The sequence below is a fragment of the Chthonobacter albigriseus genome, from assembly GCF_013839445.1.
Lineage (GTDB): Bacteria > Pseudomonadota > Alphaproteobacteria > Rhizobiales > Pleomorphomonadaceae > Chthonobacter > Chthonobacter albigriseus.
In genome coordinates, this window is the sequence record NZ_JACDIT010000005.1 from 290,037 (window position 1) to 314,163 (window position 24,127).

19 protein-coding genes are annotated in these 24,127 nt (G+C 67.0%); 5 read left to right on the forward strand and 14 right to left on the reverse strand.

What is annotated here, in order from left to right:
• Positions 1–189: 189 nt before the first annotated feature.
• Positions 190–834: an outer membrane protein gene (locus HZ321_RS15330; RefSeq protein ID WP_181703255.1), complete on the forward strand. Its 645-nt coding sequence runs from the start codon at positions 190–192 to the stop codon at positions 832–834.
• Between the two features lie 71 nt (positions 835–905).
• On the opposite strand, the gene HZ321_RS15335 is transcribed toward HZ321_RS15330, so the two are convergent.
• The 8 genes from HZ321_RS15335 to HZ321_RS15370 all read right to left on the reverse strand — a co-directional run bounded on the left by HZ321_RS15335 (position 906) and on the right by HZ321_RS15370 (position 9,321).
• Entirely contained in the window at positions 906–1,379 is a 474-nt protein-coding gene (locus tag HZ321_RS15335) for a YaiI/YqxD family protein (protein ID WP_181703256.1), read from the reverse strand.
• Between the two features lie 89 nt (positions 1,380–1,468).
• On the reverse strand, positions 1,469–3,700 hold the full coding sequence (locus HZ321_RS15340) for a methyl-accepting chemotaxis protein (protein WP_181703257.1): 2,232 nt from the start codon (positions 3,698–3,700) through the stop codon (positions 1,469–1,471).
• Between the two features lie 235 nt (positions 3,701–3,935).
• A complete protein-coding gene (locus tag HZ321_RS15345; protein WP_181703258.1) occupies positions 3,936–4,544 on the reverse strand; it encodes a glutathione S-transferase family protein in 609 nt (202 codons plus the stop codon).
• Between the two features lie 14 nt (positions 4,545–4,558).
• On the reverse strand, positions 4,559–5,635 hold the full coding sequence (locus tag HZ321_RS15350) for a DUF1176 domain-containing protein (RefSeq protein ID WP_181703259.1): 1,077 nt from the start codon (positions 5,633–5,635) through the stop codon (positions 4,559–4,561).
• Between the two features lie 44 nt (positions 5,636–5,679).
• Entirely contained in the window at positions 5,680–6,318 is a 639-nt protein-coding gene (locus HZ321_RS15355; protein ID WP_181703260.1) for a ribonuclease T2, read from the reverse strand.
• Entirely contained in the window at positions 6,315–6,728 is a 414-nt protein-coding gene (locus HZ321_RS15360) for a hypothetical protein (protein WP_181703261.1), read from the reverse strand. The genes HZ321_RS15355 and HZ321_RS15360 overlap by 4 nt, the downstream gene beginning before the upstream one ends.
• Before the next feature lie 118 nt (positions 6,729–6,846).
• Positions 6,847–7,731 (reverse strand): 23S rRNA (adenine(2030)-N(6))-methyltransferase RlmJ, encoded by an 885-nt coding sequence (locus HZ321_RS15365; protein WP_244635892.1) that lies wholly within the window; start codon positions 7,729–7,731, stop codon positions 6,847–6,849.
• Positions 7,732–7,749: 18 nt separating this feature from the next.
• Positions 7,750–9,321 carry a hypothetical protein gene (locus tag HZ321_RS15370; RefSeq protein WP_181703262.1) on the reverse strand — a complete coding sequence of 524 codons (1,572 nt, stop codon included), beginning with the start codon at positions 9,319–9,321 and terminating at the stop codon, positions 7,750–7,752.
• A 119-nt stretch (positions 9,322–9,440) separates the two neighbouring features.
• Here HZ321_RS15370 and HZ321_RS15375 point away from each other — a divergent pair, with 119 nt between their 5' ends.
• Positions 9,441–10,229, forward strand: coding sequence for a glycosyltransferase family 2 protein (locus HZ321_RS15375; protein WP_181703263.1), 789 nt, complete (start codon positions 9,441–9,443; stop codon positions 10,227–10,229).
• Positions 10,226–10,933 carry a VTT domain-containing protein gene (locus tag HZ321_RS15380; RefSeq protein WP_181703264.1) on the forward strand — a complete coding sequence of 236 codons (708 nt, stop codon included), beginning with the start codon at positions 10,226–10,228 and terminating at the stop codon, positions 10,931–10,933. Before HZ321_RS15375 ends, HZ321_RS15380 begins: the two co-directional genes overlap by 4 nt.
• An 11-nt stretch (positions 10,934–10,944) precedes the next feature.
• Here the strand turns inward: HZ321_RS15380 and HZ321_RS15385 are convergent, their stop codons facing one another.
• The 3 genes from HZ321_RS15385 to HZ321_RS15395 are packed head-to-tail and all read right to left on the reverse strand — an operon-like array spanning position 10,945 to position 15,099.
• Positions 10,945–11,961, reverse strand: coding sequence for a glycosyltransferase family 2 protein (locus tag HZ321_RS15385; protein WP_181703265.1), 1,017 nt, complete (start codon positions 11,959–11,961; stop codon positions 10,945–10,947).
• 52 nt (positions 11,962–12,013) lie between these two features.
• Entirely contained in the window at positions 12,014–13,585 is a 1,572-nt protein-coding gene (locus tag HZ321_RS15390; protein ID WP_181703266.1) for a hypothetical protein, read from the reverse strand.
• The gene (locus HZ321_RS15395) at positions 13,582–15,099 is read right to left on the reverse strand and encodes a hypothetical protein (RefSeq protein WP_181703267.1); all 1,518 of its coding nucleotides are present in this window, start codon (positions 15,097–15,099) and stop codon (positions 13,582–13,584) included. The genes HZ321_RS15390 and HZ321_RS15395 overlap by 4 nt, the downstream gene beginning before the upstream one ends.
• 265 nt (positions 15,100–15,364) lie before the next feature.
• Between HZ321_RS15395 and HZ321_RS15400 the strand changes: the two genes are divergently transcribed.
• Positions 15,365–16,198, forward strand: a complete 834-nt coding sequence (locus tag HZ321_RS15400) for an SH3 domain-containing protein (RefSeq protein WP_181703268.1) — start codon at positions 15,365–15,367, stop codon at positions 16,196–16,198.
• A gap of 57 nt (positions 16,199–16,255) precedes the next feature.
• On the opposite strand, the gene HZ321_RS15405 is transcribed toward HZ321_RS15400, so the two are convergent.
• The gene (locus HZ321_RS15405; protein WP_244635893.1) at positions 16,256–18,547 is read right to left on the reverse strand and encodes a fused MFS/spermidine synthase; all 2,292 of its coding nucleotides are present in this window, start codon (positions 18,545–18,547) and stop codon (positions 16,256–16,258) included.
• A gap of 182 nt (positions 18,548–18,729) precedes the next feature.
• Between HZ321_RS15405 and uvrB the strand changes: the two genes are divergently transcribed.
• The gene (uvrB, locus tag HZ321_RS15410; protein WP_181703269.1) at positions 18,730–21,456 is read left to right on the forward strand and encodes an excinuclease ABC subunit UvrB; all 2,727 of its coding nucleotides are present in this window, start codon (positions 18,730–18,732) and stop codon (positions 21,454–21,456) included.
• Positions 21,457–21,458: 2 nt separating this feature from the next.
• Here uvrB and HZ321_RS15415 read toward each other — a convergent pair whose 3' ends face one another.
• Together HZ321_RS15415 and HZ321_RS15420 are read right to left on the reverse strand one after the other, a co-directional pair.
• Positions 21,459–22,523 (reverse strand): retron St85 family RNA-directed DNA polymerase, encoded by a 1,065-nt coding sequence (locus HZ321_RS15415; RefSeq protein ID WP_181703270.1) that lies wholly within the window; start codon positions 22,521–22,523, stop codon positions 21,459–21,461.
• A 495-nt stretch (positions 22,524–23,018) separates the two neighbouring features.
• Positions 23,019–23,786, reverse strand: a complete 768-nt coding sequence (locus tag HZ321_RS15420; RefSeq protein WP_181703271.1) for a phosphoribosyltransferase — start codon at positions 23,784–23,786, stop codon at positions 23,019–23,021.
• Positions 23,787–24,127: the final 341 nt, after the last annotated feature.

The following is a 24,127-nucleotide window of genomic DNA, read 5'->3' on the forward strand; positions in this document are numbered from 1 at the left end:
CTTTCCCGTCCTCGCCGCATTGTCGCCATTGCATGAGACGCGCCCAGCCACAATCAGGGGTCAACGTCCGGGTCGATCCGGTCGCGCCCCCGCCCTCCAGGCAGCGCGCCGTGACGATGTGTTGTCGCCGGTCTTTGCGATCCTCCCCCCGCGATCCGGCGCCCGTGTTTGAGCTTAAGGAGTATTTCCATGAACCGTGTGATCGCAGCCCTCTTCGCTGGATCCGCCGTGCTGGTGGCCGCCCCGGCCTTCGCCGCGGACCTGCCGGAGCCGATCCCCGCCGCCCCGATGGCCGAGACCATGGTCGAGCCGACCGCGTTCGACTGGACCGGAACCTACATCGGCGCCGACGCAGGCTACGTGTTCGGTGACGACAGTGCCTTCACCGACGCCTTCGCGGCCGGCGCCTTCGTCGGCTACAACTACGCCGTGACCCCGAACTGGGTGGTCGGCGGCGAGGCCGACTTCCACTGGTTCGGCAGCGACGAAGGCTTCGCCACCGCCCTCGGTGACACCGGCTCCACGAGCGACAGCTATCTGTCGACCGTCCGTGCCCGCGTCGGCTACGCCTTCGACAGCGTGCTGGTCTACGGCACCGCCGGTCTTGCGGTCGGCTTCGGCGAAGTCGATCTTCCCGGCGGCAGCGACAGCAACACCCACGTCGGCTACGTCGTCGGCGCCGGTGTCGAGGCCGCTCTGACCGAGAACGTCACCGTCCGCGGCGAGTACAACTACATCGACGCCGGCTCGGAGACCTACTCCGACGGTACCGATTCGGCCGATCTGGACTTCACCGGCCACCTCGTCAAGGTTGGCGTCGGCTACAAGTTCTGATCCACCGACGATCGGACTTCCACGGAAGAGCCCGGCCCGCAAGGCCGGGCTCTTCTGCGTTTCGGGACGGGTCAACCGCGCCGGGAGATGCGCACGATCGCCTCGTGCAGGGCGGAGAGGAAGCGCGAGCGGTCCTTCGGCGCGAAGGGGCGGGGGCCGCCGGTGATCTCGCCGGTGGAACGCAGGTCGGTCATCAGGTCGCGGACGGCAAGCGCCATGCCGATCGAGCCCTCGTCGAAGGGTTTGCCGGTCGGTGAAATGACGGCGGCGCCGGCCTTAACGCAGCGGCTGGCCAGCGGAATGTCCGCCGTGACCACCACGTCGCCGGCACCGGCCCGCGCGGCGATCCAGTCGTCGGCCACGTCGGGGCCGCTCGGTACGACCTCCAGGCGCACCGATCCGTCGCGCGGGATCGAGATCCAGCTGTTCGACACCACGACCACCGGCCAGCGGTGCCGCTCGGCGACACGGTAGACCTCGTCCTTGACGGGGCAGGCGTCGCCGTCGACGTAGATGGTGCCGGGGGGCTTCGGTTGCGTGCTCATGGCGCGCCTCATAGGGCAAACCGGGGCGCGGAACAAGAAACGCCCCGGAGCGGGCTCCGGGGCGTCGGTCCAATGTGGGATCGTTCGTCTCAGGCAGCCTGGCGGACCCCGGAGAGCGCATCCAGTTCGGCCTCGGTGAAGCGCGCCTTGACCAGCTGGATGCCGGTGGTGCCGTCCTCGGTCCACACCACCTTGCCGTTCACGGAGCGGCTCGGCAGGTCGAGCTTGAGGCTCGCGCCGACGGCGGCGGGACGGTCCAGGCGGACGCCCAGCCCTGCCACGGAGATGTTCTCCAGCACGCAGGACTGCGGGCCCTGGCCGAAGTCGATGCGGACGCGGCTGCCGGCGACCGCCGTCCGGCTGTCGCCGCGACGGTCCGTCAGATCGCGCAGCAAGCGGTCGACCTCGCTGTTGAGGCCGTTGACCTGGCCAACCAGAGTGCCGCTCAGGCGGTCCAGGGCGATGGCGGCCGCTTCGGTCTCGTTGGCGATCTTGGGCAGGACGGCGAGACCGGAGACGACCTCCTCGTTGGTGCCCGTGGCGCGCGACAGGCTGCCGTTGATTTCGGTGGTGGCGGCGTTCTGCTGTTCCACGGCGCCGGCGATGGAGGTTGCCAGCGACGAGATGCCGACGATCGCCTCGGTCACTTCGCCGACCGCATCCAGCACGTCGGTGGCCGCCTGCCGGATGTCCTCGACCTGGGATTCGATCTCCTCGGTGGCCTTGGAGGTCTGGTTGGCGAGCGCCTTGACCTCGGCTGCGACCACTGCGAAGCCGCGACCGGCCTCGCCGGCGCGCGCCGCTTCGATGGTGGCGTTGAGGGCGAGCAGGTTGGTCTGCTGGGCGATGGCCGAGATCAGCGCCGAGATCTCGCCGATCCGCGTCGACGTGTTGGCGAGCCGGTCGCCGACGGCGCGGGCTGCCTCGGCGCGGGTCCGCGCGACGTCGGCCTCGGCGGCCGAGCGGGCGGTCTGCGCGGAGATCTCCGCGATCGAGGAGGAGAGCTCGGTCACCGCCGCGACGACGATCGAGACGTCGCCGTTGGCGGCCTGCAGCTTGCGGAGGGAGACGTCGAGTTCGGTGTAGGTGCGGGCCGCGTTGCCGCTCACGACGGTCGACTGCTGCTTGAGCGACGTGGCGACCTCGGCGATGCCCTCGACCACCGCGCCGACCGACTTGCGCAGCTTGTCGGCGACGGCGGCGAGCGCCTTCTTCTCGCCGGCCAGCAGCTCGCGGCGGCGTTCCTCGCCGTTGGCCTCCTCCAGCTTCTCGATGGTGCGGTCGCGGAAATAGCCGACTGCGCGGGCGACCTTGGCGATCTCGTCCTTGCCGTCCGCGCCTTCGATGACGGCGTGGAGGTCGTCGTCCCCGAGCGCACGGATGCGGCGGTCGAGGCGATCGATGGAGCGCATGATGGAGACCGAAGCGGCCATGGCGGCGCCGATGGCGAGCGCGGCGACGCCGAGCGCCAGACCGAGCATGGTCCAGAGGCGGCTGCTGAAGCCGCCGATCCGGAGGTCGAGCAGGTGGTCGAGGTTGGCGGCAGACTTGGTCCAGAGGGCGTCGGCCGACTTGACCAGGGCGACGCGGGCGGCCTTGAAGCCGTCGAGGTCGGTAGCGGCGCGCTGGGCGGGGTCGCGCAGGGTGCCGGCGACGGCCAGCGCCGTTTCGCGATAGGTCTTCGTCGCAGCGATCAGGTCGGCCACGGGGGCGGCGAGGTCGGCCTTCACGGATCCGTCGGGATTGCTGGCGGCGGCGGCGTCATAGGATGCCTGGATCGCGTTGGCGGCGCCTTCGATCTGGCCGAGCTCGATCATGTAGGCGGCCTTGGCGTCGTCGTCGAGCTCGGGCATCCCGGCCTGCGCGCGGGCCATCGCCTCCAGGGCGGTGGCGCGGCCGGCGATGTCCGGCAGGCGCATGATCACGATGTCCATGACATAGTAGCTGTCGAGATCCGGGTCGAGAATGAGGTTCGAGGCGTTGCCGATGGCGGTCGCCAGATCCCGGAAGGCGGCGGCGGTGGCGGCCGGATCGGAGCCGGCGGCGACGTCGGCGAGCTTGTCGCGAGCGCCCGCCACGTCGGGAGGGACGTCGACCAGACCAGTCAGGGTGGAAAGATCCGCCTTGTCGCCGATCGCTGTGGTCGCGAAGGAGACCTCGGCCGGCCAGGCGCTCCGCATCCAGGTGACGCCGCTCTGCTCGGCTGCCGCGAAATTGATGTCCTTGCGGCTCTGAGCGACAAAAAGCCAAGACATCATCACCAGCGGTACGATGAACAGCCCGGTGATCAGTAACAGTTTGGACCGGATGGTCAGCGACATACATTCCCCCATGACTTTATGTGGGGGAAATATGGGACGGGAGCTTTAAGGAAGCGTGTAGACTAAGGCTTCATCAAGTAAGTTCGCCGATTACTTACGCTTATGTATTCTAGTTCTAGCATGTTCTATCGTCATTTGTCGTATATATATCCGTAGTTTCACACAAAAAGCCGCTCGATCGCGCAAAGACGGGTGATGGCGGCGGAGAGCCCGCTCGCCGCCCCGTTCTCACGCTTCAGGCCGGCGTCGTCTCGGCCCACCCGGGCATGCGCGGGCCGACGGTGTCGAGCCAAGCCGCCAGGTTCGGATGGCCGGCGCGCCAGCTCCCCTCGAAGCGGAAGTCGAGGTAGGCGAGGGCGGCGGCCACCGCGATCTCGCCGATGGTCAGCCGTTCCGCCGCGGGCAGGTTCGCCTCGAGATGATCCAGCCCGCGGTCCACCTTGCCCTGCTGGTGCCCGTCCCACCTTGCGCTGCGCTCGCCCTCGCCGCGCAGGGTCGCCTCGTAGCGGCGCAGGATCGCCGCATCCATGATCCCGTCACCCAGCGCCTGCAGGGTCAGCGCCTCGAAGCGGGCCTTCGGTTCGGTCGGGATCACCTTGCCGCCGCCGGCGAGGTGGTCCAGGTACTCCACGATCACGCGGCTGTCGTAGAGCACGGTGCCGTCGGCGGTGACCAGCGTCGGAATCTTGCCGAGCGGGTTCTGCGTCCGCAGGCTGTCGGCCGGGTCGTTGGTGTCGGCGCGAACGATGTCGATCCGTCCGGTCAGCCCGCAGGCGGCGGCGGCCAGCTTGACCTTGCGGCCGAAGGGCGAGGCGGGCGAGGAACGCAGGGTCAGGTCGGTCATCGGCGCATGATCCATCATTGGCTTCCCGGGCCGGGATAGATTTCCGGCCAGGAAGCAGGGTCGCGAGGGGCGTTGCAGGATTCGTGGGCTCGGAAGGAGACGAGCTTGAAGGCGAACTGGTCCCAGGTCCAGCTTCCGGTGGTGCCGCAACCCGCGGCTTCACCGAGTTTGGTGGCGGAGAGGGTTCGGCTGTCCTCGTTCCAGGCCACGTCCTCCAGCGTCTCCGTTCCCATCCAACCGAAACGCGACGACCAGGTCGCCCAGACCAGCAGGTCGACGCCGCCGATCTCGCCGCTCTCCACCCGGTAGAGCCGCCAGTTCACGCGTTCCTTGGCGCGGAAGCAGGGCAGGGCGTAGAGCATGGCGGTGTCGGAGAGGATGCCGACGATCGGCTCGATCCCTGAGAAGGCCGGGGTGTCGGGCTCCTCGCAGTCTGAGCCGAGGTGCATCTCGATCACGCTTGGCGGTACGCCCTGCATGGCGACCATCGCCTGCTTGTCGACCTCCGGCGCCGGCGGCAGGTCCTCCGGCGGACCGGCCCTGCGGTCGCCGACCACGAACTTCTGCCGGCGATCGACCTCGAGCAAGGCCTGGCGCAGGCCGTCGAGTTGGAAGCGGTCGGTATGGGGTGCGCCCGATATGTCGATGTAGGAGAGCCGCATCGTCTCGCTCGCCTGCAGGTCGACCATCAGCCGGTCGAGGGCGAACTGGGACAGGATGAAGAAGTCGCGCACCGTCACGAAGGGTGCGTAGTCCGATTCAGGGCGGAGCGTGATGGCGATGCCGCCGTCCGCAGCCAGCGAGATCGGCCGGTTGCGGTCGGCGAGATTCTGAACCGTGCTGATCGCGATCGACCAGCGGGAGCGCCGCTCCGGGCTGCGGCGGAACTGCAGGACGCTCGCTGTTTCGCCGTCGGCATCCTTGGCGGTCAGAAAGGCGACGCAGTTGAGATCGGGATCGCAGGCGACCTCCGCGTTGCCGAAGCGCTGCGTCGCAGGCGCCTGGGCGAGCGCGGGGAGCGCGAGAAACATCGTCGCGGCGACGACCAGCGCCGGCCAGGTCCACGGCGTCGTCCGGTTCAAGTGCGCCATCTCGGTCGTCTCCTCTCCTGCCCAACTTCCCATGCATATAGGCGTCATCGGACGGGAGGCATCACGACCGACGACCGGTCGCAGTCGCGCCGGTCAATTTCCTCGCAGGAACGGAACTCCAGATCGCGGGAGAAGCAGATCCGCACCTCCCGCAGGCGACGGCGGTCGCAGGTGACGGCGATGCCGGCTGCGGGGATCGTCGGGTTGGCGGCGCGGAAGGCCGCCTCCACGGCGGTCGGCGACACCGTGACGTAGCGGTCCAGCCGGCGCAGGGCGGGCGGGATGGTCACCGCTTCGCGCGCCCGGCGCAGCTCCTCGAAGTATTCGGCCGGCGAGAAGCCCGAGCAACTGCCGTGCTTGCGCCACTGGTGGCGAACCAGGCCGTCGCTCGGCATGAGGTCGTCGACGCCGTCGACGTCCCGTCGCGACGGCCTGTCCCAGTCACTGTCGCAGAACTCCGGCCAGCCCCGCTCGTACTGCGGCCAGAAGCCGTGCACGGTAAAGGCGTAGGGGCGCGACCCCGTGCACTCCGGGTCGTCGCTGTCGCCTTCCGCCTCGCAGTAGCTCGGCGACCAGGAGAGCGAGAGGACGAAGAAGTCGAAGTCGCCCGGCGTGTCCGCAGCGGCCGGTTGGGATGCCGCGATCAGGAACGCCGCCGCGAACGCGGCCGCCGCTCGCCTCACCGCAGCACCCGGCAATCCGCGTCATAGACCTTGTAGTAGTCCTGGCTCGGCAGGCAGACGTCGAGACCCCAGGAGAGGCCGACGAAGCCGCCGCGCTGGCTGATCACGTAGTAGACGTGCTCCGTGCGGCCGTTGTCGAGCTGGGCACGGGCCTGGCAGTGGCGGTGCTCGATCAGGCTCATGCCTTTGGTGGTGGCGTAGCGCTGGCGGATGTGCGTCACCCCGGCGATCCGCTTGCCGTCCTGCCAGGTGTTCGCCTCGGCCCAGTTCTGCCGGGCGATCACGGCGGACACCACCGACGGCGCGTCGCAGAGCGGGATGGCGCCGGGTCCGCGCGGGTCGGGCAGTTCGCCGGCCATCGCGAGCGCAGGGGCGAGAAAAGCGGCAAGGGCGAGAATCGCAAGGCGCATGAGACACCTGAAGCTGAACGGGGCGATCACGATGACCGAGCAGGACGCGGCCGGTCAAGCGGTACCGCCGCGGGATGCATGGCGGGGTAAACGCCCGGTGCTCCGGATGTCGACGGTGTCATTCTCCCACCAGCCAATCCACGCGGCCACCCGCACCGGGGCCGGCGGCAAGGCGTTCCGTCAAGTGAGGCATCGCCGCTGCGGCCTCCTCGGCCAGTTTCCAGGGCGGGTTCACCACCAGCATGCCCGCGCCGGCGAGCGGTCCCTCGCCGCCCGGCGTCCGGACCCACTGCTCGATGCGGAGCACGCGGCGGATGCCGCTGTTCTCGACCGCGTAGTGGAAGGCGCCGACGTCCGCACGGTGCTTGATCGGATACCACGCGAGCACGGTGCCGGTCTGGAAGCGCTTGTCGGCCTCGCCCAGGGCGCGGGCGATCCTGTCGAACTCGCCGGCCTCTTCGAACGGCGGGTCGATGATCGTCAGGCCGCGCCGCTCCTGCGGCGGCAGCTGGCTGCGGACCGTGATCCAGCCGTCCTCCGCGGTGACGCGGACCCGTCGGTCGGTGGCGAACTGGGCCGCCAGCTGGCGGGAGTCCTCCGGGTGCAGCTCGTTGAAGACGAAGCGGTCCTGCAGGCGGCCCATGGTCGTGGCGATCATCGGCGAACCTGGATAGACCAGGATATCGCGGCCGCCGTTCACGCGCTCCAGCACGTCACGATACGGGGCCAGAAAGGCGTCGAGCGGCGGCGGCAGGTCGATCCCGGTCAGTCGACCGATGCCACCCTGCCACTCGCCGGTGCGCAGCGCCTCGTCGGAGGCGAGGTCGTAGAGCCCGACGCCGGCGTGGCTGTCGATCACGCGGAAGGCGGCGTCCTTCCGGCGGAGATGGTCCAGGATCCGCGCAAGCACGGCATGCTTCAGGACGTCGGCGAAGTTTCCGGCGTGGAAGGCGTGGCGGTAGTTCATGGCGCGGACATTGGCCGAGGCCGCCGCGCGGGGCAAGGGCGGCTGGCGTCGCCGTCACTCGAACTTCAGGATGTCGTAGGTCTCGTCCGTCAAGGTCGGAACGGCCGCTTCAAGACGGGTTGTCCGTCGCGCGAGCTCCGCCAGGCTTTCCTTGTCGAAGGCGAACGTAACCGGAGTCATGTTCGGGACCTTTTCGCGGTAGTTCTCCACTCCGCGGGGATCCTCCAGGTCGAGTTTGGCAGACACAACAAGGACGATCGGGTGGCCGGTTTCCTTGTGCAGGCGGTCTGCCGTATCGAGCAGGTCGCGCAACGCATAGTCGACCTTCATGTTGCTTGAGGCAAAGATCGAGACGGTGCCGAACCGCTCCTCGCGAGTCAGGTAGAGCCGGTTCGGGCAATAGTAGGGAACGCTCTCCAGAAGCCATTGAGGTTCGGCGAGGAGGATCGCGTCCTTGAGGTCCGGCCGGGATGACAGGGTTTCGCAGAGCCGGGGCGCCATCGTGAACGGGGCATCGATCATGGTCTTGACCGTCGGCCCTCCGGTCACGACCACGGCGGCCATGGTGGTGAGCAGGGGCCATTCGCCCGCCATCCGGTGGATGCCCTGTCCCGGGTGGCGGTCACCGGCGATCCAGTAGAGGGCGACCGCCGCTGCGATCAGCATCGACTGGTGCCGGTACCAACCGGGATAGACGGCCGCGAACAAGGCGACGAGGATCAGAGTCACGACCCCGAGCGCCATGGCCAGCAGGGGTTCGCGCCGCAGGCCGGCGATCATCAGCACCATGAGGATCGACGTCGTCCAGCCCGGCAGCAGGTCGTTGACGATGACTGTAAACAGTTCACCCGGGTTCGCGATGCCCTTGGCGAGGCTCCAGGCGATGCTTTCGTGTCGGATGGTGAAGAGATCCTGGGTCGGTGGGTAGACCGTGATCGCGCAGAGCGCGATGCCGGCGAGCGCCGCCGCGGCGACGGCGAGCACGACCGGGGATTTGGCGAGCGTCAACCAGTCGGCGAGCCGTGCCCGATCGGGCAGCAGGGCGCCGGCCCAGACCAGCCCGAGCACCGGCACCAGCGCCGCGCCCGGCACGTTGGCGTTCGGCAGCAGGAACAGCACAAGCGCTATCCAGGGCGCGTTGCGGCGCGGCTCGCGCATCAGGGCGGCGAAGCAGAGGATCAGCAGGAAGGCGATGCCGTAGTTCCGCGCGATCACGCCAAAATGGATCAGCACCACCTGGGAGAAGACGATCGCGGCGCGCAGCGGCAGGCTGAACGGTGCCCTGAACACGATCAGCGCCGCCGAGGCGATGGCGACCAGGGCGGCTACCGCCGGCAGCGCCAGCGGCGACCCACTGACGGCGTAGCCGAGCTTCAGGAGCGCGTACCAGAGCAGCGGGTGCCCCTCCGGCCGGATGCCGGCGAAGAGCTCGGAGAGGCTCCCCGCCTCCATCACGATCGACAGTGCGCGGACCTCGTCGCGCCAGGGCGTGTGGGTCCACGCCAGCAGGGCGAACAGCGCCAGCCAGAGGCCGAAGACGACGAGCGAACCGATGTCGGACCTCGCCAGCCGCTCGGACGGCGAGGCGCTGCCGCGCGGCTGTACCATCATCGTTTCGATTTGCACGATGTATCCTTGGCGCCGTTACTGTGGATCTACACGTCACCGGCAATGTTCCGTAAATCTCTTAAGACTATGTTCCCGGTGTAATTGTGTTCGATCACATGGTGTGCGGGAGTCTTGACATGATCGACGGTAAGCGGGTCTGCGTGGTGCTTCCGGCCTACAACGCCGAGAAGACGCTGGAGCAGACGGTCCGGGAAATTCCCCGCGATATCGTCGACGACGTGATCCTCACGGACGACTGCAGCAAGGACGGCACGGTGGCGCTCGCGGAGCGGCTCGGCATCCACACCATCCGGCACGAGAAGAACCGCGGCTACGGCGGTAACCAGAAGACCTGCTACGCCGCGGCCCTCAATCGCGGCGCCGACATCGTGGTGATGCTGCACCCGGACTACCAGTATTCGCCCCGGCTGGTCGGGGCCATGGCGGCGATGATCGCCTCCGGCCACTACGACGTGATGCTCGGCTCGCGCATCCTCGGCGCCGGCGCCCGCAAGGGCGGCATGCCCGCCTACAAGTACGTCGCCAACCGCTTCCTCACCGCCTTCCAGAACCTGATGCTCGGGCTGAAGCTGTCGGAGTATCATACCGGCTACCGCGCCTGGAGCCGCGAGGTGCTGGAGACGCTGCCGCTGGAGCGCTGCTCGGAAGATTTCGTGTTCGACAACCAGATGCTGGCGCTCGCCGCGGCGCAGTCGTTCCGGATCGGCGAGATCTCCTGCCCGACGCGCTACTTCCCGGAGGCGTCGTCGATCAACTTCCGCCGCAGCTGCGTCTACGGGCTCGGCGTGATGTCCACGTCGCTCGCCTTCCTCGCCGACCGGCTCGGCTTCGAGACGAGCCTCTTCAGCGAGCCGCCGGCTTCGTTGCCGCAGGCGCGCCCGCGCAGCTACCGCGAGGCGCTGTGATCCCGGGGCTCTCCGCCGGCCAGGCGAAGGCGTTTGCGCTCGCGGGGATCGTCGCCGCCGGACTGGCGGTCGGCGTCCTGGAGCGGGAAGCGCTCGCCGCCGGGTTCGACGCCTTCGTCCGCGCGCTCGCCGACGCCGGACCGGCAGGCTGGGTGGCGGTCGCGCTCGTCCAGTTCGCCGTCGCGCTGCTCGGCGTCGTCCCAGGCTCCGTGCTCGGGGCGGTGACGGGCGCGCTCTACGGACCTGTGCTCGGCTTCGCCATCTCCGCCGTCGCGCTGCTGACCGCGGCGTCCGCCGCCTTCCTGCTCAGCCGCACGCTGCTGCGGCCGTTCGCCGAGCGCCTGCGCGAGCGGCATGCGGGGATGACCGATGTGACCGCGCTTCTCGAAGCGGAGGGCTGGCGGCTGGTCTGCCTGATCCGGCTGTCGCCGGTGCTGCCCTTCGCGCCGACCAGCTATCTGCTCGGCCTGTCGCGGCTCTCCTTCCGCGACTACATCGTGGGAACGCTCGCGTCGCTGCCGGCGCTGTTCTGCTACGTGCTGATTGGCAGCGTGTCGGCGGCCGGCGTCGAAAACGGCTCGACGGCCGAGATGCTGAAGTCGGGGATGATCGTGGTCGGGCTCGGGGCGTCGGCGGTGCTCACAGCCCATGTCGTCCGCCGCGTCGCGCGGGCGCGGCAGCCTGCTCTCGCGCCGGCGGAATAGCCGATCGATCGTTAGTGCCAGGAGGCGCGCCGCTCCCAGGCGGCGGGCTCGTCCTTGGGCAGGTCGGCCTCGGCTTCGGCTGGGAAACCCACCTTGCGCGCCACGATGTAGAGCGGCCGCCCCTTCACCTCGGCATGGATGCGGCCGACGTAGAGGCCGACGATGCCGGTCATCAGCAGGTTCACGCCCAAGAGGAAAGACACCACGACGATGGTGGAGGCCCAGCCGGTGACGAGTTCGGACCCGGCGAAATAGAGGCCGATCACGTAGGCGCCGTAGGCGAGGGCGGCGATCGAGACGATGGAGCCCACCCAGAGCGCCATCCTGAGCGGAATGTCGGAGAAGCCGACGAGGCCGTCGTTGGCCAGCCGCAGCATCTTGCGCAGCGGATACTTGGTCGAACCGGCCGCCCGGGCGGAACGGACGTAGGGCACCGCGGTCTGGCGGAAGCCGACCCAGCCGAACATGCCGCGCACGAAGCGATCGCGCTCGCGCATCTGCTTGAAGACGTCGAGCACCTTGCGGTCGACGAGGCGGAAGTCGCCGACGTCGCGCGGGATGTCCACGGCGGTCAGGCGGCGGAGGATGCCGTAGAACAGGTCGGCGGTCTTGCGCTTGAACCAGGTCTCGCCTTCGCGCTCGATCCGCTGTGCGTAGACGATCTCGCCGCCCTTCTTCCACTCCGCCACCAGATCGAGGATGACCTCCGGCGGGTCCTGCAGGTCGGCGTCCATGACGATGACCGCGTCGCCGCGGGCAAGGTCCAGGCCGGCGGTGATGGCCAGCTGGTGCCCGAAGTTTCGGGAGAGCGCGACGAAGTGGTAGCGCGGATCGTGGGCCGCCTTGGCGGCGAGCACGATGGAGGAGCTGTCGCGGCTGCCGTCGTCGACGAAGATGACCTCCGTGCGCCCGTCGAGTTGCCGCATCAGCGCCTCCAGACGGTGCAGCAAGAGGGGGATGACCGCCTCTTCGTTGAAGATCGGGATCACGATGCTGTAGCGCGGGCGTTCGGCGCTCTCCTGGAGCATGGGTCCCGTCCTCCTTGATGGAGCACGATACGCGGGCGCCGTTAAGGCAGGGCTAATCGGCCGGGTCGGATGCGACGACTGCGGGCAGGGCACGAGCGGCGGCGAGGTCGCCGCGAACCAGGATGTCGACGATGCCCAGTCCGGTGTCCGCCAGATCGACGCGCTCCACGGTCCGGTAGCCGCCGAGGACGGCGGCCAGGGCCGCATCCTCGCGCGCCCAGGCGAGCCAGTCGAAATAGGCCCGGTGCGCCAGGATCACGTCGGGACGCTCGGCGGCCAGTTCCGTGCGGAGGTCCGCGCGATCGGCGTCGATCAGCGCCTCAAGGCGAGCGGCGCGATCGGGTGGCGGGGTCTCCATCAGTTCATGGCGGGCGCCCAGCGCGATGAAACGGTAGGCGGCCCGCTGCACCCAGCGTCCGTCGATCAGACGGACGACGGGGTGGCCGAGCGCGATGTCGCCGCTGATCGTCGCCACCGACGCGCCCCGGAGTTGCCAGATCACGGTGCCGTAGCGCTCGGCGGCGTCGAAGCGCGCCAGGAAGTCGTCCGCGGCCGGGGCGAAGCCGGTCGCGGCGGCGATCACGCCTGCGGCGGGCAGCAACGGGGACGCGATCGCGTCGGCGGCGCGCGTCCGCAGACCCCAGGCGAGGGCGATCAGGAGCAGGGCGACCGCGGGGATGGCTTGGTAGGCCCAGCCCTTGCCCTGCAGCAGGAACGCCGTGAAGAAGCCGAGTGCGGCCGCATGGAGGACGAGCGGCATCGGCTCGCCGATGCGGCGGCGCCAGGCCATCACCGAGCCGACGGCGATCAGCACGGTCGCAACGCCTGCCTCGGTGGCAAGCACCCGCAAGGGGCCGGCGCCGAGCGGCAGATAGACCTCGGCCAGAACGGGCAGCAGATCGTCGAGATAGGCCGGATGGAAGACCATCACGACGCCGGCGTAGAGGGCGAGGACGGCCGCGGCCGTCCAGTGCTCCAGCGCGAAGAGCGGGCGGACGTCGCGGGTGCGGACGGCCGACGCCAGGGCCGCGAGCAGCACGGCCAGGGCGAAATGCGGCTTGATGCAGGCGCCGAGGCCCGTCGCGATGCCGATCGCGAAGCGCCGGCCAGCGATTAGAGGCGAGCCGGCCATGCCGGCCATCAGGAGGGCGAGCCCGGGGAGCATCAGGGCGACGGCGAACTGTTCGCGCTCGGCGGTCAGCCCGATCGGGGCGAGCGCGATCGCGGCGAAGGCCATGGCGTTCCAGGCTGAGGGCGTGTCGACGAGGCCGGCGCGGTGGAGGATGCGGCCGGCGGCGACGATACCGGAGAGGATGGCCAGCCCGGTGTAGAACGGCAGCAGCGTGTCCGGCGCCATTCCAAGCAGGCGCGCCAGGGCGACCACCGGAACGGAGAGGTAGACGGACATCGGCGGGTTGACCTCGACGATGTCCACGGCGAGCCGGGCGCCGTCCAGGAACCGCTCGGCGACGGTGAGCAGCCAGGCGGCATCCGGGATGGGGGGCGCGGTGCAGGCAAGCGCCAGGAACGCTGCGATCTCGGCCGCCAGAAGCAGCGGCCAGAGCCAGCCCGCTCGCCGTGCGGGCGCGGCCGCTGCCGCGGCGATGCCGGCCGCGCTCCTCACGGGGCCGCCGCCCGCAGCGGGAGGCACAGCTCGACGCCGGCGGGCTCCTCCCCCTCGCGGGGGCGCGCAAGGACGGTGGCGACTTCGGGGTCCTCGAGTGCCCAGGCCAGCCAGTCCTCGTGCGCCCTGTCGATCAGGATCACGTCGGCATCGGCGCGCGTCAGGTCTTCGCGAAAGCGGATGCGATCCTCGTCCTTGTAGCGGCGCAGGCGCTCGGCCGTCGGCGCGTCGGGATCGGCGGTCCGCAGGCGGTGGTCGGCGAACTGCCAGAGCCAGTTGCCGTGCAGGCTGTTGGTCCAGACGCCGCCGACCATCTCGGTCAGCGGGTGGGCCGCGGCGATGGACGGCGTGATAACATGAACGCGCGGGTGCGGCGGCGCCTCGCGGCGAATGGTGTCGGCGAAGGCGGTGGTGTCCGCTCCGCGGATGGTGAGGACGGAAATGCCGAGCCAGACGCCGCCGAGTGCCGCGACGAGGCCGGCGACACGGGCCGCGCGGTCCAGGCGCTCGCAGGCGAGCAGGCCGGCGGCCATCATCGGCAACAGTGCCGGCGCGAAATGGTTGTTCCAGAGCTTGCCCTGCTCGAAGGCCGCCAGCCAGAAGGCGAGGCCCGCGACGGCGAGCGTCAAGGCGAGCGAGGGCGCCGTCCGGCGAACGAGCGCAACCAGCACCGGCACGCTCGACAGGAGCAGCGCCAGCGTGCCGGGATCGGTAAGCCGCTCCAGCACCGGGGCGCGGGAGGGGCGGTAGGTGTCGGCCAGGATCGGCATCCACACATCGATGAAGGCCGGGTAGCTCACCTGCACATGGATCGCGTAGGCGATGGCCGTGAAGCCCGCGACGATCGCCTCCGGCGCGAACAGCGGCTTCCAGGACCGGGCGGACCGAGCGGCGACAAGGGCTGGGAGGGCAACGGGGAGCGCGAAATGCGGCTTCACCGCCACGCCAAGGCCGGCGCAGAGGCCGATCGCGACCGCGGCCGGCAGGGCAGGGCCGCGGTTCTCGGCCCGGGCGGCCATGGCGACCAGCAGCGGCAGGATAGCGAGAAGGGCGAAGTGCTCGCGCTGGCCGAAGGTCGCGAAGGGCAGAACCAGCAGGCCGCCGCCGGCGAGGGCGGCGAGCGCGAGGGGCGCGGTCGCCGGTCGCCAGGACCGGAGCACGGCGCCGGCCAATGCCAGCGAGACGGCGGTCGCCGCCAGCACGGAGGCCAGAACCGCCCACGGGGCGGTCAAGCCCGTCAGGCGCTGCAGCGCCACGATCGGGACGTAGAGGTAGATCGACATCGGCGGGTTCATCTCGGCCACGTCGACGTAGAGGCGCGCGCCGTCGAGGAAGCGGCCGGCCAGCACCAGCAGCCAGCCGACATCGGGGTGGACCGGATGGAAACCCTGCAGCGCGACGGCGAGCAGGGCGGACAAAGCGATCGGCCAGGCCCAGATCGCCTGGTGCCTCCCACCGGCCACGGCCGGTTCGGCGGCGGTCGGACCCGCCAGGTCTCCGGCGCCTGCCGTCATCGTGTGCCTTCCCGCGATCGCGTCCTCGCCTGAAGCGCACCCTATCCGGCGGCAGCTAAGGAGGGCTTAAGGCGGCGATGGATCCCGCAAGCGGTTCGCGGCGTTGACCTTCCCGGAAACCGCAGCGCTCGCGCTTTCCATGAACGCCCGGTGAACGGTCGGTTCAGGGCGGGGACATCGCGGGCATGCGATTGAGAAGTCACGGTCCGGGCGTGTTGATCCGGGTCCACGGTGGACCCGACACGCCGACGGAGGTTCAAGAGCCATGCGTCAGTATCTCTTCAGCGGTCTCATCGCCCTCGGGGCCACCGTCTCGGCCGGCGCCGCGCTGGCCGATCCGGGCTTCACCACGGGCAACGTCAACATGCGGGCGGGTCCGAGCACGGCCTATCCACGCGTCAGCGTGCTGCCGCGCGGGCTGGAGGTTGAGATCCACGGCTGCCTGCAGGGCTATTCCTGGTGCGACGTCTCCGCCGGCTACGAGCGCGGGTGGGTGTCGTCCCGCTACCTCGACGTGTTCTACAACGAGCGGCGCGTCTACGTGCCGTCGCGGCGGCGCTACGACGGTCCGGTGATCACCTTCGGTACCGGTTACTGGGATCGCTACTACCGCGATCGCTCGTGGTATCGCGACCGCGATCGCTGGTCCCGCTACAACTGGCGCGACGACCGGTGGGACGACCGGCGTGATCGTCGGGAGCGAAGGGAGGATCGCCGCGATCGGTACGATCGCGATGATTACACCCGGCAGTTCGAGGACGAGCAGCTCCAGTTGCAGCGCCAGCGCGAGCGTGAGCGGTCGCAGTACGAGCGGCAGCGTGAGATCGAACAGTCGGACCGCGAGCGCCAGCGCGAGAGGCTGCAAGCCGAACGGGAACGTCTGCGCGAACGCGAGCAGGCTCAGCGGGAGCGCGATCAGGTCCGCGAGGAGGCTCGCAGGGGCTGGGATCGCGAACGCGACGGCGACGAGACCCGCGAGGTGCTGCGCCGGCAGCAGCAGCTGGGCGAGGAAGGCTCCAACCGCGGCCTGGTAATGTGCCCGGACGGCAAGCCCTGCCCGGGCAGCCGGCTCCTCAACAACGGACGCCGCGACGACTGAGGCGCATGACCGCGACAGCTTTCGGCGGCTAGGACGACCTCGTTCCGGCCGCCGCCGCTACTCGAGCGACACGTAGCCCGGCTTGTCGGCGTAGTTCCGCCAGATCGCGCCGAGCACGTTCGAGACGTCGTCCGTCCAGGGGTCGATCTCCGGCTTCGCCTCGACCAGTTCGAAATCGGGATTTGCGGCAAGCGGCGCCAGACGTGCGGCGTCGCGCGCGATCACGACAACCCGCGTCGCCAGGCGATAGGGTTCGCCGCCTTCCGGCGCGGCCACCGAACCTGCGGCGGCCGCCCAGCCTTCCGCGGCGGCGGCGGCGGCGACGACGCTGGTCAGTTCCATGTGCCGGTTTGAAACGTGGAAGACGATGACGCCCGCGTCCGTCATCCTGTCGATGAAGAGGCGGATCGCCTCGCGGGTCATCAGGTGAACCGGAATGGAGTCGGAGGAGAAGGCGTCGACCACCAGCAGGTCGAACCGCGTGTCGTCGCCGTCGGCCAGCGTCAGCCGCGCGTCCCCGATCACGATCGGCGCATCGGGCGCGCAGGCCTTAAGGTTCCGGAACAGGGCGGGGTCGCGGGCGAGGTCGACGACAACAGGATCGATCTCCAGGAACCGCCACCGCTCGCCGGGCACGGACGCGCAGGCGAGGGCTCCCGTGCCGAGGCCGATGACGGCCGCCTCGGCGATTTTGCCTCCGTTTGCCGCCCGAACCGCCGTGATCGCCTGCCCGATGCCGGAGCCGCTCCAATAGTAGGCGATCGCCTCCGGCGGCCCGGTGTAGGCGGTGCCGTCGGCATTCCGGATCCGGGTGGCGCCGTGGACGGTGGTGCCGTGCACCAGCAGGCGGTGTTCGCCTTCAGGCGATTCCAGCGTCCGGTGCACGCCGTAGAAGCTGCGGAGCGAGGCGGACGTGGCGAACAGGGGATCGTAGGTGAGCGTGCCGACGAGCACCAGCGCAACGAAACCGGCGAAGCGCCGGTCGTTGCGTCGGGCCAGGAGGGTGAGCGTGGCGGCGATGCCGACGACGGTGGGAAAGGTCGATCCGGAGAGGAAGCCGAGCGGGAGGCCGAGGATCGCCGGCAGCGAGAGCAGCGCGGCGAGCGCGGCCACCAGCGTCCAGTCGCGACGGATCGCGATCCGGTCGCCGGACCAGATCCCCGGCCGGCAGAGCAGGCCCGCGACCAGCAGGATCGGGTACTCCAGCACGGTGGAGAAGAGCAGCGGCGCGGCGAGCGAGGCGAAGGCGCCGCCGAGTACGCCGCCGAGCGACATCAGCAGGTAGAACTCCGTCAGGCGCGCCGGCGGCGGGCGTCGGCGAACCAGTTCACCGTGGCAGACCATGGCGGTGATGAAGAAAACCAGGAGATGGAGGTAGACGCTGATCGGCAGCGGCAACAGGACGCCGGAGGCCATGAAGACGACCAGCAGCCCGACGGCGATCGGCTGCAGAGCCAGGAGGCGGTGGTGGAACGCCGAACCGTCGCGGCGGAAGGTCAGCACGAAGGTCAGCAGGAACAGCGCGAGCGGAACGACCCAGAGAAACGGGACCGACGCGACGTCGGTCGAGATGTGGGCGGTGACGGCGACCAGCAGCGCGGAGGGCACGAAGGCGAGCGCGATCCACTGCAGGCGCAGCCGGGCCGATGGAGCGTCCTCGGCCAGCCCGGGGATCTGCGACGTCGCCGGGCTTGACGGGGCCGTGCGCAGCATGGACGCCCCGCACGCTGCGATCAGCACCGCCAGGAGGACGAAGCCGCCGGTCCAGGCCAGGGTCTGCGCACGGCCGCCGAGCGTGGTCTCGATCAGCACCGGATAGGACAGCAGGGCGGCGAAGGAGCCGATGTTGGAGGCGCCGTAGAGGAAGTAGGGGTCGTGGGCGTGCGGATGGCCGGTGCGGGCGAACCAGGCCTGCAGCAGCGGCCCGTTGACGGCGACCGCGAAGAAGGGCAGGCCGACGGCCGCGCCGAACAGTCCCATCAGCCAGAAGGCCGTGCCGCTCTCGGGCGGCGCGCCCCAGTCCTCCGGGAGGGCGACGGGCAGCACCGTCAGGCACCCGGCAAGCACCGTCAGTTGCGCGATCACCGCCACCTTCGGCGCGAGCCGGCTCGTCAGCAGGTGGGCGAAGGCGTAGCCGGCGAGCAGCATCGCCTGGAAGAAGACCATCGCCACGGACCAGACCGCCGCCGAGCCGCCGAGCTTCGGCAGCACCAGCTTGGCGAACATCGGCTGGATGGAGAACAGCAGGAAAGCGGACAGGAAGATCGTGGCCGAGAAGAGGGCCAGCGCCCCGTTTCCGGCGGCCGCACGCGCCATGCCGCCCTTCAGATCCGTGTCCATGCTGGTCATCATGCACTCCGCTTCCGCCGCGCGGAAGTGGAGCAGATCCGGCTTTCGTTTTCGCTAAAGCCGGCCGTCGGCGGGGCGCACCGGAAGCTCCGACCCGTTGCTGCCAGCAGCTGTCAGCATGATCGCCTGATCCGCTCGCGCCCACCCTTGCCTTTGGGCCGGCCTCGGGCAACATAAGCGGCATGGCTTCCAAGAAGATCTCCCCCGCCCGCCGCCCGGCCGAAGCCGGCGGCGACGACCGCTATCCCGACGCCGGCCAGCCGCCGGAGACCGGCTTCGGCGAGGCGCCGCAGCCGGCGCTGCAGGGCATCCCGCTCGCCGGGTCGGTGTCGGACTGGCTGAAGGACATCGCCGGCGCGGACGAGGTTGGCGCTGCGCCCGCGCGCTCGCGGATCGCCGAACCCGCGCCCGGGCCGCATCGCGAGGCGCCGAAGCCGCCCAAGGCCGGGAAGCCGGAGAAGCCGGCCCGCAGCGCGCGCGGCACCTCGATGGGGGCCTCCACCGACCCGAAGACGCGCGCCAAGGGCGGGCTCAACCCGGTCGCCGGCATGTCGCTCTCCATGGAGGAGGCCGCTGCGATGCCGACGGGCGGCGTCACTGCCACCGTCAAGGCGCTGGAGGAGCTGATCCAGGGCGGCCGCGACCTGTTCCGCGACGGCAAGCCGTGGGTGCCGCACCGGCCGGAGCGTCCGCCCAAGTCGGAGGGCGGCATCCGTTTCGAGGTGAAGTCGCCCTACGAGCCCAAGGGCGACCAGCCGACCGCCATCGCCGAACTCGTGGACGGGATCCAGACCGACGAGCGCACCCAGGTGCTGCTCGGCGTCACCGGCTCGGGCAAGACCTTCACCATGGCCAAGGTCATCGAGGCGACCAACCGGCCGGCGCTGATCCTCGCGCCGAACAAGACGCTGGCCGCGCAGCTCTACGGCGAGTTCAAGACCTTCTTCCCCGACAACGCGGTGGAATACTTCGTCTCCTACTACGACTACTATCAGCCGGAGGCCTACGTCCCGCGGACGGACACCTACATCGAGAAGGAGTCCTCCATCAACGAGCAGATCGACCGGATGCGCCACGCTGCGACCCGCTCCCTGCTGGAGCGGGACGACGTGATCATCGTCGCGTCGGTTTCCTGCATCTACGGTATCGGCTCCGTGGAGACCTATACCGCGATGACCTTCGGCCTGGAGATCGGCGAGCGGATCGACCAGCGCCAGCTGCTCGCCGACCTCGTCGCCCTGCAGTACAAGCGCCAGGACATCGGCTTCGTGCGCGGCACCTTCCGGGTGCGCGGCGACACCGTCGAGGTCTTCCCCGCCCACTTGGAGGATCGCGCCTGGCGCATCTCCCTGTTCGGCGACGAGATCGAGGCGATCACCGAGTTCGACCCGCTGACCGGCTCCAAGACCGCCGACCTCAAGTACGTCAAGGTCTACGCCAACTCGCACTACGTGACGCCGAAGCCGACGCTCGCCCAGGCGATGAAGTCGATCAAGGAGGAGCTCAAGCACCGGCTCGAGGAGCTCTACGCGCACGGCCGCCTCCTGGAGGCGCAGCGCCTGGAACAGCGCACCATGTTCGATCTGGAGATGATGGAGGCCACCGGCGCCTGCGCCGGCATCGAGAACTACTCGCGCTATCTCACCGGCCGCGCGCCCGGCGAGCCGCCGCCGACGCTGTTCGAATACCTGCCGGACAACGCGCTCGTGTTCCTCGACGAGAGCCACATCACCGTGTCCCAGATCGGCGCCATGTATCGCGGCGACTTCCGCCGCAAGGCGACGCTCGCCGAGTACGGCTTCCGCCTGCCGTCCTGCATGGACAACCGGCCGCTCCGCTTCGAGGAGTGGGACGCCATGCGCCCGCAGACGATCGCCGTCTCCGCCACGCCCGCGTCGTGGGAGCTGGAGCAGTCCGGCGGCACCTTCGCCGAGCAGGTGATCCGCCCCACCGGCCTCGTCGATCCCCCCGTGGAGGTGCGCCCGGCCAAGACGCAGGTGGACGACCTCCTCGGCGAGGTCAGGCAGGTCTCGCAGGCCGGCTACCGCACGCTCGTCACCGTGCTCACCAAGCGCATGGCGGAGGACCTCACCGAGTATCTCCACGAGCACGGCATCCGCGTCCGCTACATGCACTCCGACATCGACACGCTGGAGCGCATCGAGATCCTGCGCGACCTGCGCCTCGGCGCCTTCGACGTGCTGGTCGGCATCAACCTGCTGCGCGAGGGCCTCGACATCCCGGAGTGCGCGCTCGTCGCCATCCTCGACGCCGACAAGGAGGGGTTCCTGCGCTCCGAGCGCTCGCTGATCCAGACAATCGGCCGCGCCGCGCGCAACGTCGACGGCAAGGTCATCCTCTACGCCGACCACATGACCGGCTCGATGGAGGCGGCCATGGCCGAGACCGAGCGCCGGCGCGACAAGCAGCTCGCCTACAACGCCGCCAACGGCATCACGCCGGAGAGCGTCAAGCGGCAGATCGGCGACATCCTGCAGTCCGTCTACGAGCAGGACCACGTCACCGTGGACGCCGGCTTCGCCGAGGCGGGGGCGCTGGTCGGGCACAACATGAAGGCCCACATGGCGGACCTGGAAAAGCGCATGCGCGAAGCCGCCGCCAACCTCGAATTCGAAACCGCCGCGCGCCTCCGCGACGAACTCAAACGCCTCCAGGCCGCCGAACTCGCGGTGGCGGACGACCCGCTGGCGAGGCAGTCCGACGTGGATGCGGCAGGCGGCGGGTTCGGGGGAGGGAGCAAGTACGGCAAGGCCGGCAACATGCCGCCGAGCCGGGTGCGGAAGAACACGCTGGACGAGATGACGGTAGGCCGGACGGAAGTGCCCGTGGGCGGGGAGAAGCCGCGGCGGCCGGCGCCGAGCACGGCGGCTGGGAAGAAGGGGAGGTAGATTTACTGTTCGGTTTGGATATCGTCTTCTCCTTCAAGATCTTTGTGTAACGTCGCGAGCATTTTACTGTATTTTTTCAGCTCGGCTGATCTCGGCTGAATCCAAATTGCGTAGCTTAAGCTCCCTGCCAAATGAGCAATTGTGTTTTTTCGCGTCTCGTTTATATATCGGATGTGATCCTCAATGCCATACTTTTCGATATAGTATAATTCCTGTCTAATTCTGCGCCGTCTTTCCTTAGATACATTCATTTTCTTATTGACGACGATGCCGGTAATTTGTTGGCGTCCGCTTTGTCGCATCACCCTGGTTTTTGTTTCGTTTAGCTCAAAACCATGGTCGCGCATACATGAACGGATCTCACGTATCAGGAACTTAGGATATTCGTTAGCCGAGAATGCTATGTCGTCGGCATAGCGCGTATAACTAAGTTTGCGGTCATGGGCGATAGTAGATAGTACTTCATCTAAGCTACGACAAACCAGATTCGAAATAGCGGGACTAGTTGGAGCCCCCTGTGGCAAGTGACCATTCAGAGTGAGAACTCGCGAAAACAAGGTAGCGAGCTGCTTTGTATATCCACAATCATAGAACAGTTTGTAAACGCTTCCCGTCTTTATGCTCGGAAAGAAATTTTTTATATCTACTTTGACGATAAAGTTTTTTCCGACGTGGTATCGAGCATTATCTTTCAAGGTTCTGCCCTTGATGTAGGCTTTCGCATAAGGAGAGCATTCAATCTTTTCAAGTATATTATGCAGTATCCAATATTGTATTTCCATAAGCGAGGGATAGGGTTGGTCTATTTCACGCTTCTTTCCTGATCGCATCTTCTTCGTGAAGCTTTTATAGAATTTACTCTGATCGTTCGTCACTCCGTAGATGTATTGAAGGTCGTAGCCTACCAATTGAGAGAAATGTTGATCATCATATATGATTGGGAGTCCCTGATTTGCAATCTGAATCGCGTATACGAGCACATCTTCGATTGCATCAGCAGCAAATCCCGCATTGCTGCAGTGCTCTGCTACTTTCACGAAGTATTCAGGAGTGTAGAGCGAGTTCATTGCGTGCGAGCAACCAAAAGGAAATCTTCTCAGTAGCGACAAAGGAGCGGATGAGCAGCGCTGAAAGCGCTAGTCATGGACTGATTTCGAGCTCCTGCGCAGAAATTGGTCCATGACTAGGTCGTTTCGTCAGTTCACCCTTGGGAAGCGACTCGCTTCCCGTGCGGCAGAGCCGCTAGCGTCGTACTCGCGTTAATATTAGGCGCAATGAACTCGCCTTTAACGGGTATATCGATGTGATTCCTAGTTTGTCAACCCGCATTTCGTCGCGAGGCAGAGTGCGGTAGCGTTCCGGATTGAGTTCCTGAATAAGATTAACTGCTTGGGAAGTCAGTTCTAGACCAATCCGAGTTCGTATAATGTATCCTGCATTAAACAGGAGGTTTGTACCGTCGGAAATCTGTCCATAGCTATAGCCCTCATTGGTTAGATCAAATATGGACGCACCTGTTCTGACTTTCTCAAGAATACGTACCAGAAACATAGAGTTTTCAATTATCGCGGGAATATTGCTGGCCATCGTCTTCTCCCGTCGGTCCATTCATTCCAAAATATCGCTAAAGTGTTATTCGGCACTCTCTTGAGGCAGACTAATGCTTCAGACCTACCATAGCCATACCCAAACCCCGTGTTATCTGTCTTTCTGATCTTCTTGTCAGAAATGATCGTTTCGTAGACATCGTATGCGTTCTGGATAGACAACTCTCCAATGCCACTTCCGCTCCGAATAGCCGGAGGAATTATGAAGCGGGTTGAGATGTTGGCACCAATGTATTCTATTCTACTGATTGCCTGTCGGCAGGCGACTATCGTAAATACGTGAAGTTTACTGGCATTCAATCCTCTTTCTCGTAAATGACTGTATAATGAAAGCAGTTGATCGCCGGTCCCGATAAAGTCGTCTACAATTATTAAAGTGTTTACATTGCTATAGTCCATTTTTTTCGACGCTGGATGGCGCTCTTTTTTAAGTTCTATTCCTCTTGGAACTCGTATTGTTGTAGTTATGTCATAGAAAACGACTTCTCCGCTTTTAACCTTGCTCGGTCGATATGATACAAGCGGCGAAATTATGTATTTGCCATTTTTGGTTAGTATACTTTCTATTTCTGTACAAATGTCGAATATGTAGGCGTTATAGTTGTTGATATACGTAAAGCGCGCAACGAGTTCTGTAAACAATGCTCTCTGTTTTGCGTTTAGTCGTCCGGCACGGTCAGCGATAACATCGAATAGATTGCCCCTGTAATCTGCTTTCAACATTCCGCTGGATTCCAGTGACTGCCCAAGGCGCGTCAGCTCATTGATGTCCATAACCGGCCTTTGATTGTTTCTATATCCTGCTTTCTGACGCAATTTTGTCCTATTTCGTTTTTCAGTTCAACTACAGGTTTTGTGAATTCCGTCCGAAATGTTGTTGCGTTAAAGGTGAAACGTTAGCCAAGCGCATCCCCAGCTGGATGCCGCCCCTTGCCTACTGGCCACTCCCGACTGCCGAAGCCCCACTCCCCTTATCCCCGCCCTCCCCACCCATGCCTACACTCCCCTCATCCCTCCCATGCGGGGACGTGCTCGGATCCAAGTGCCGATCCATGGGGGAGGGT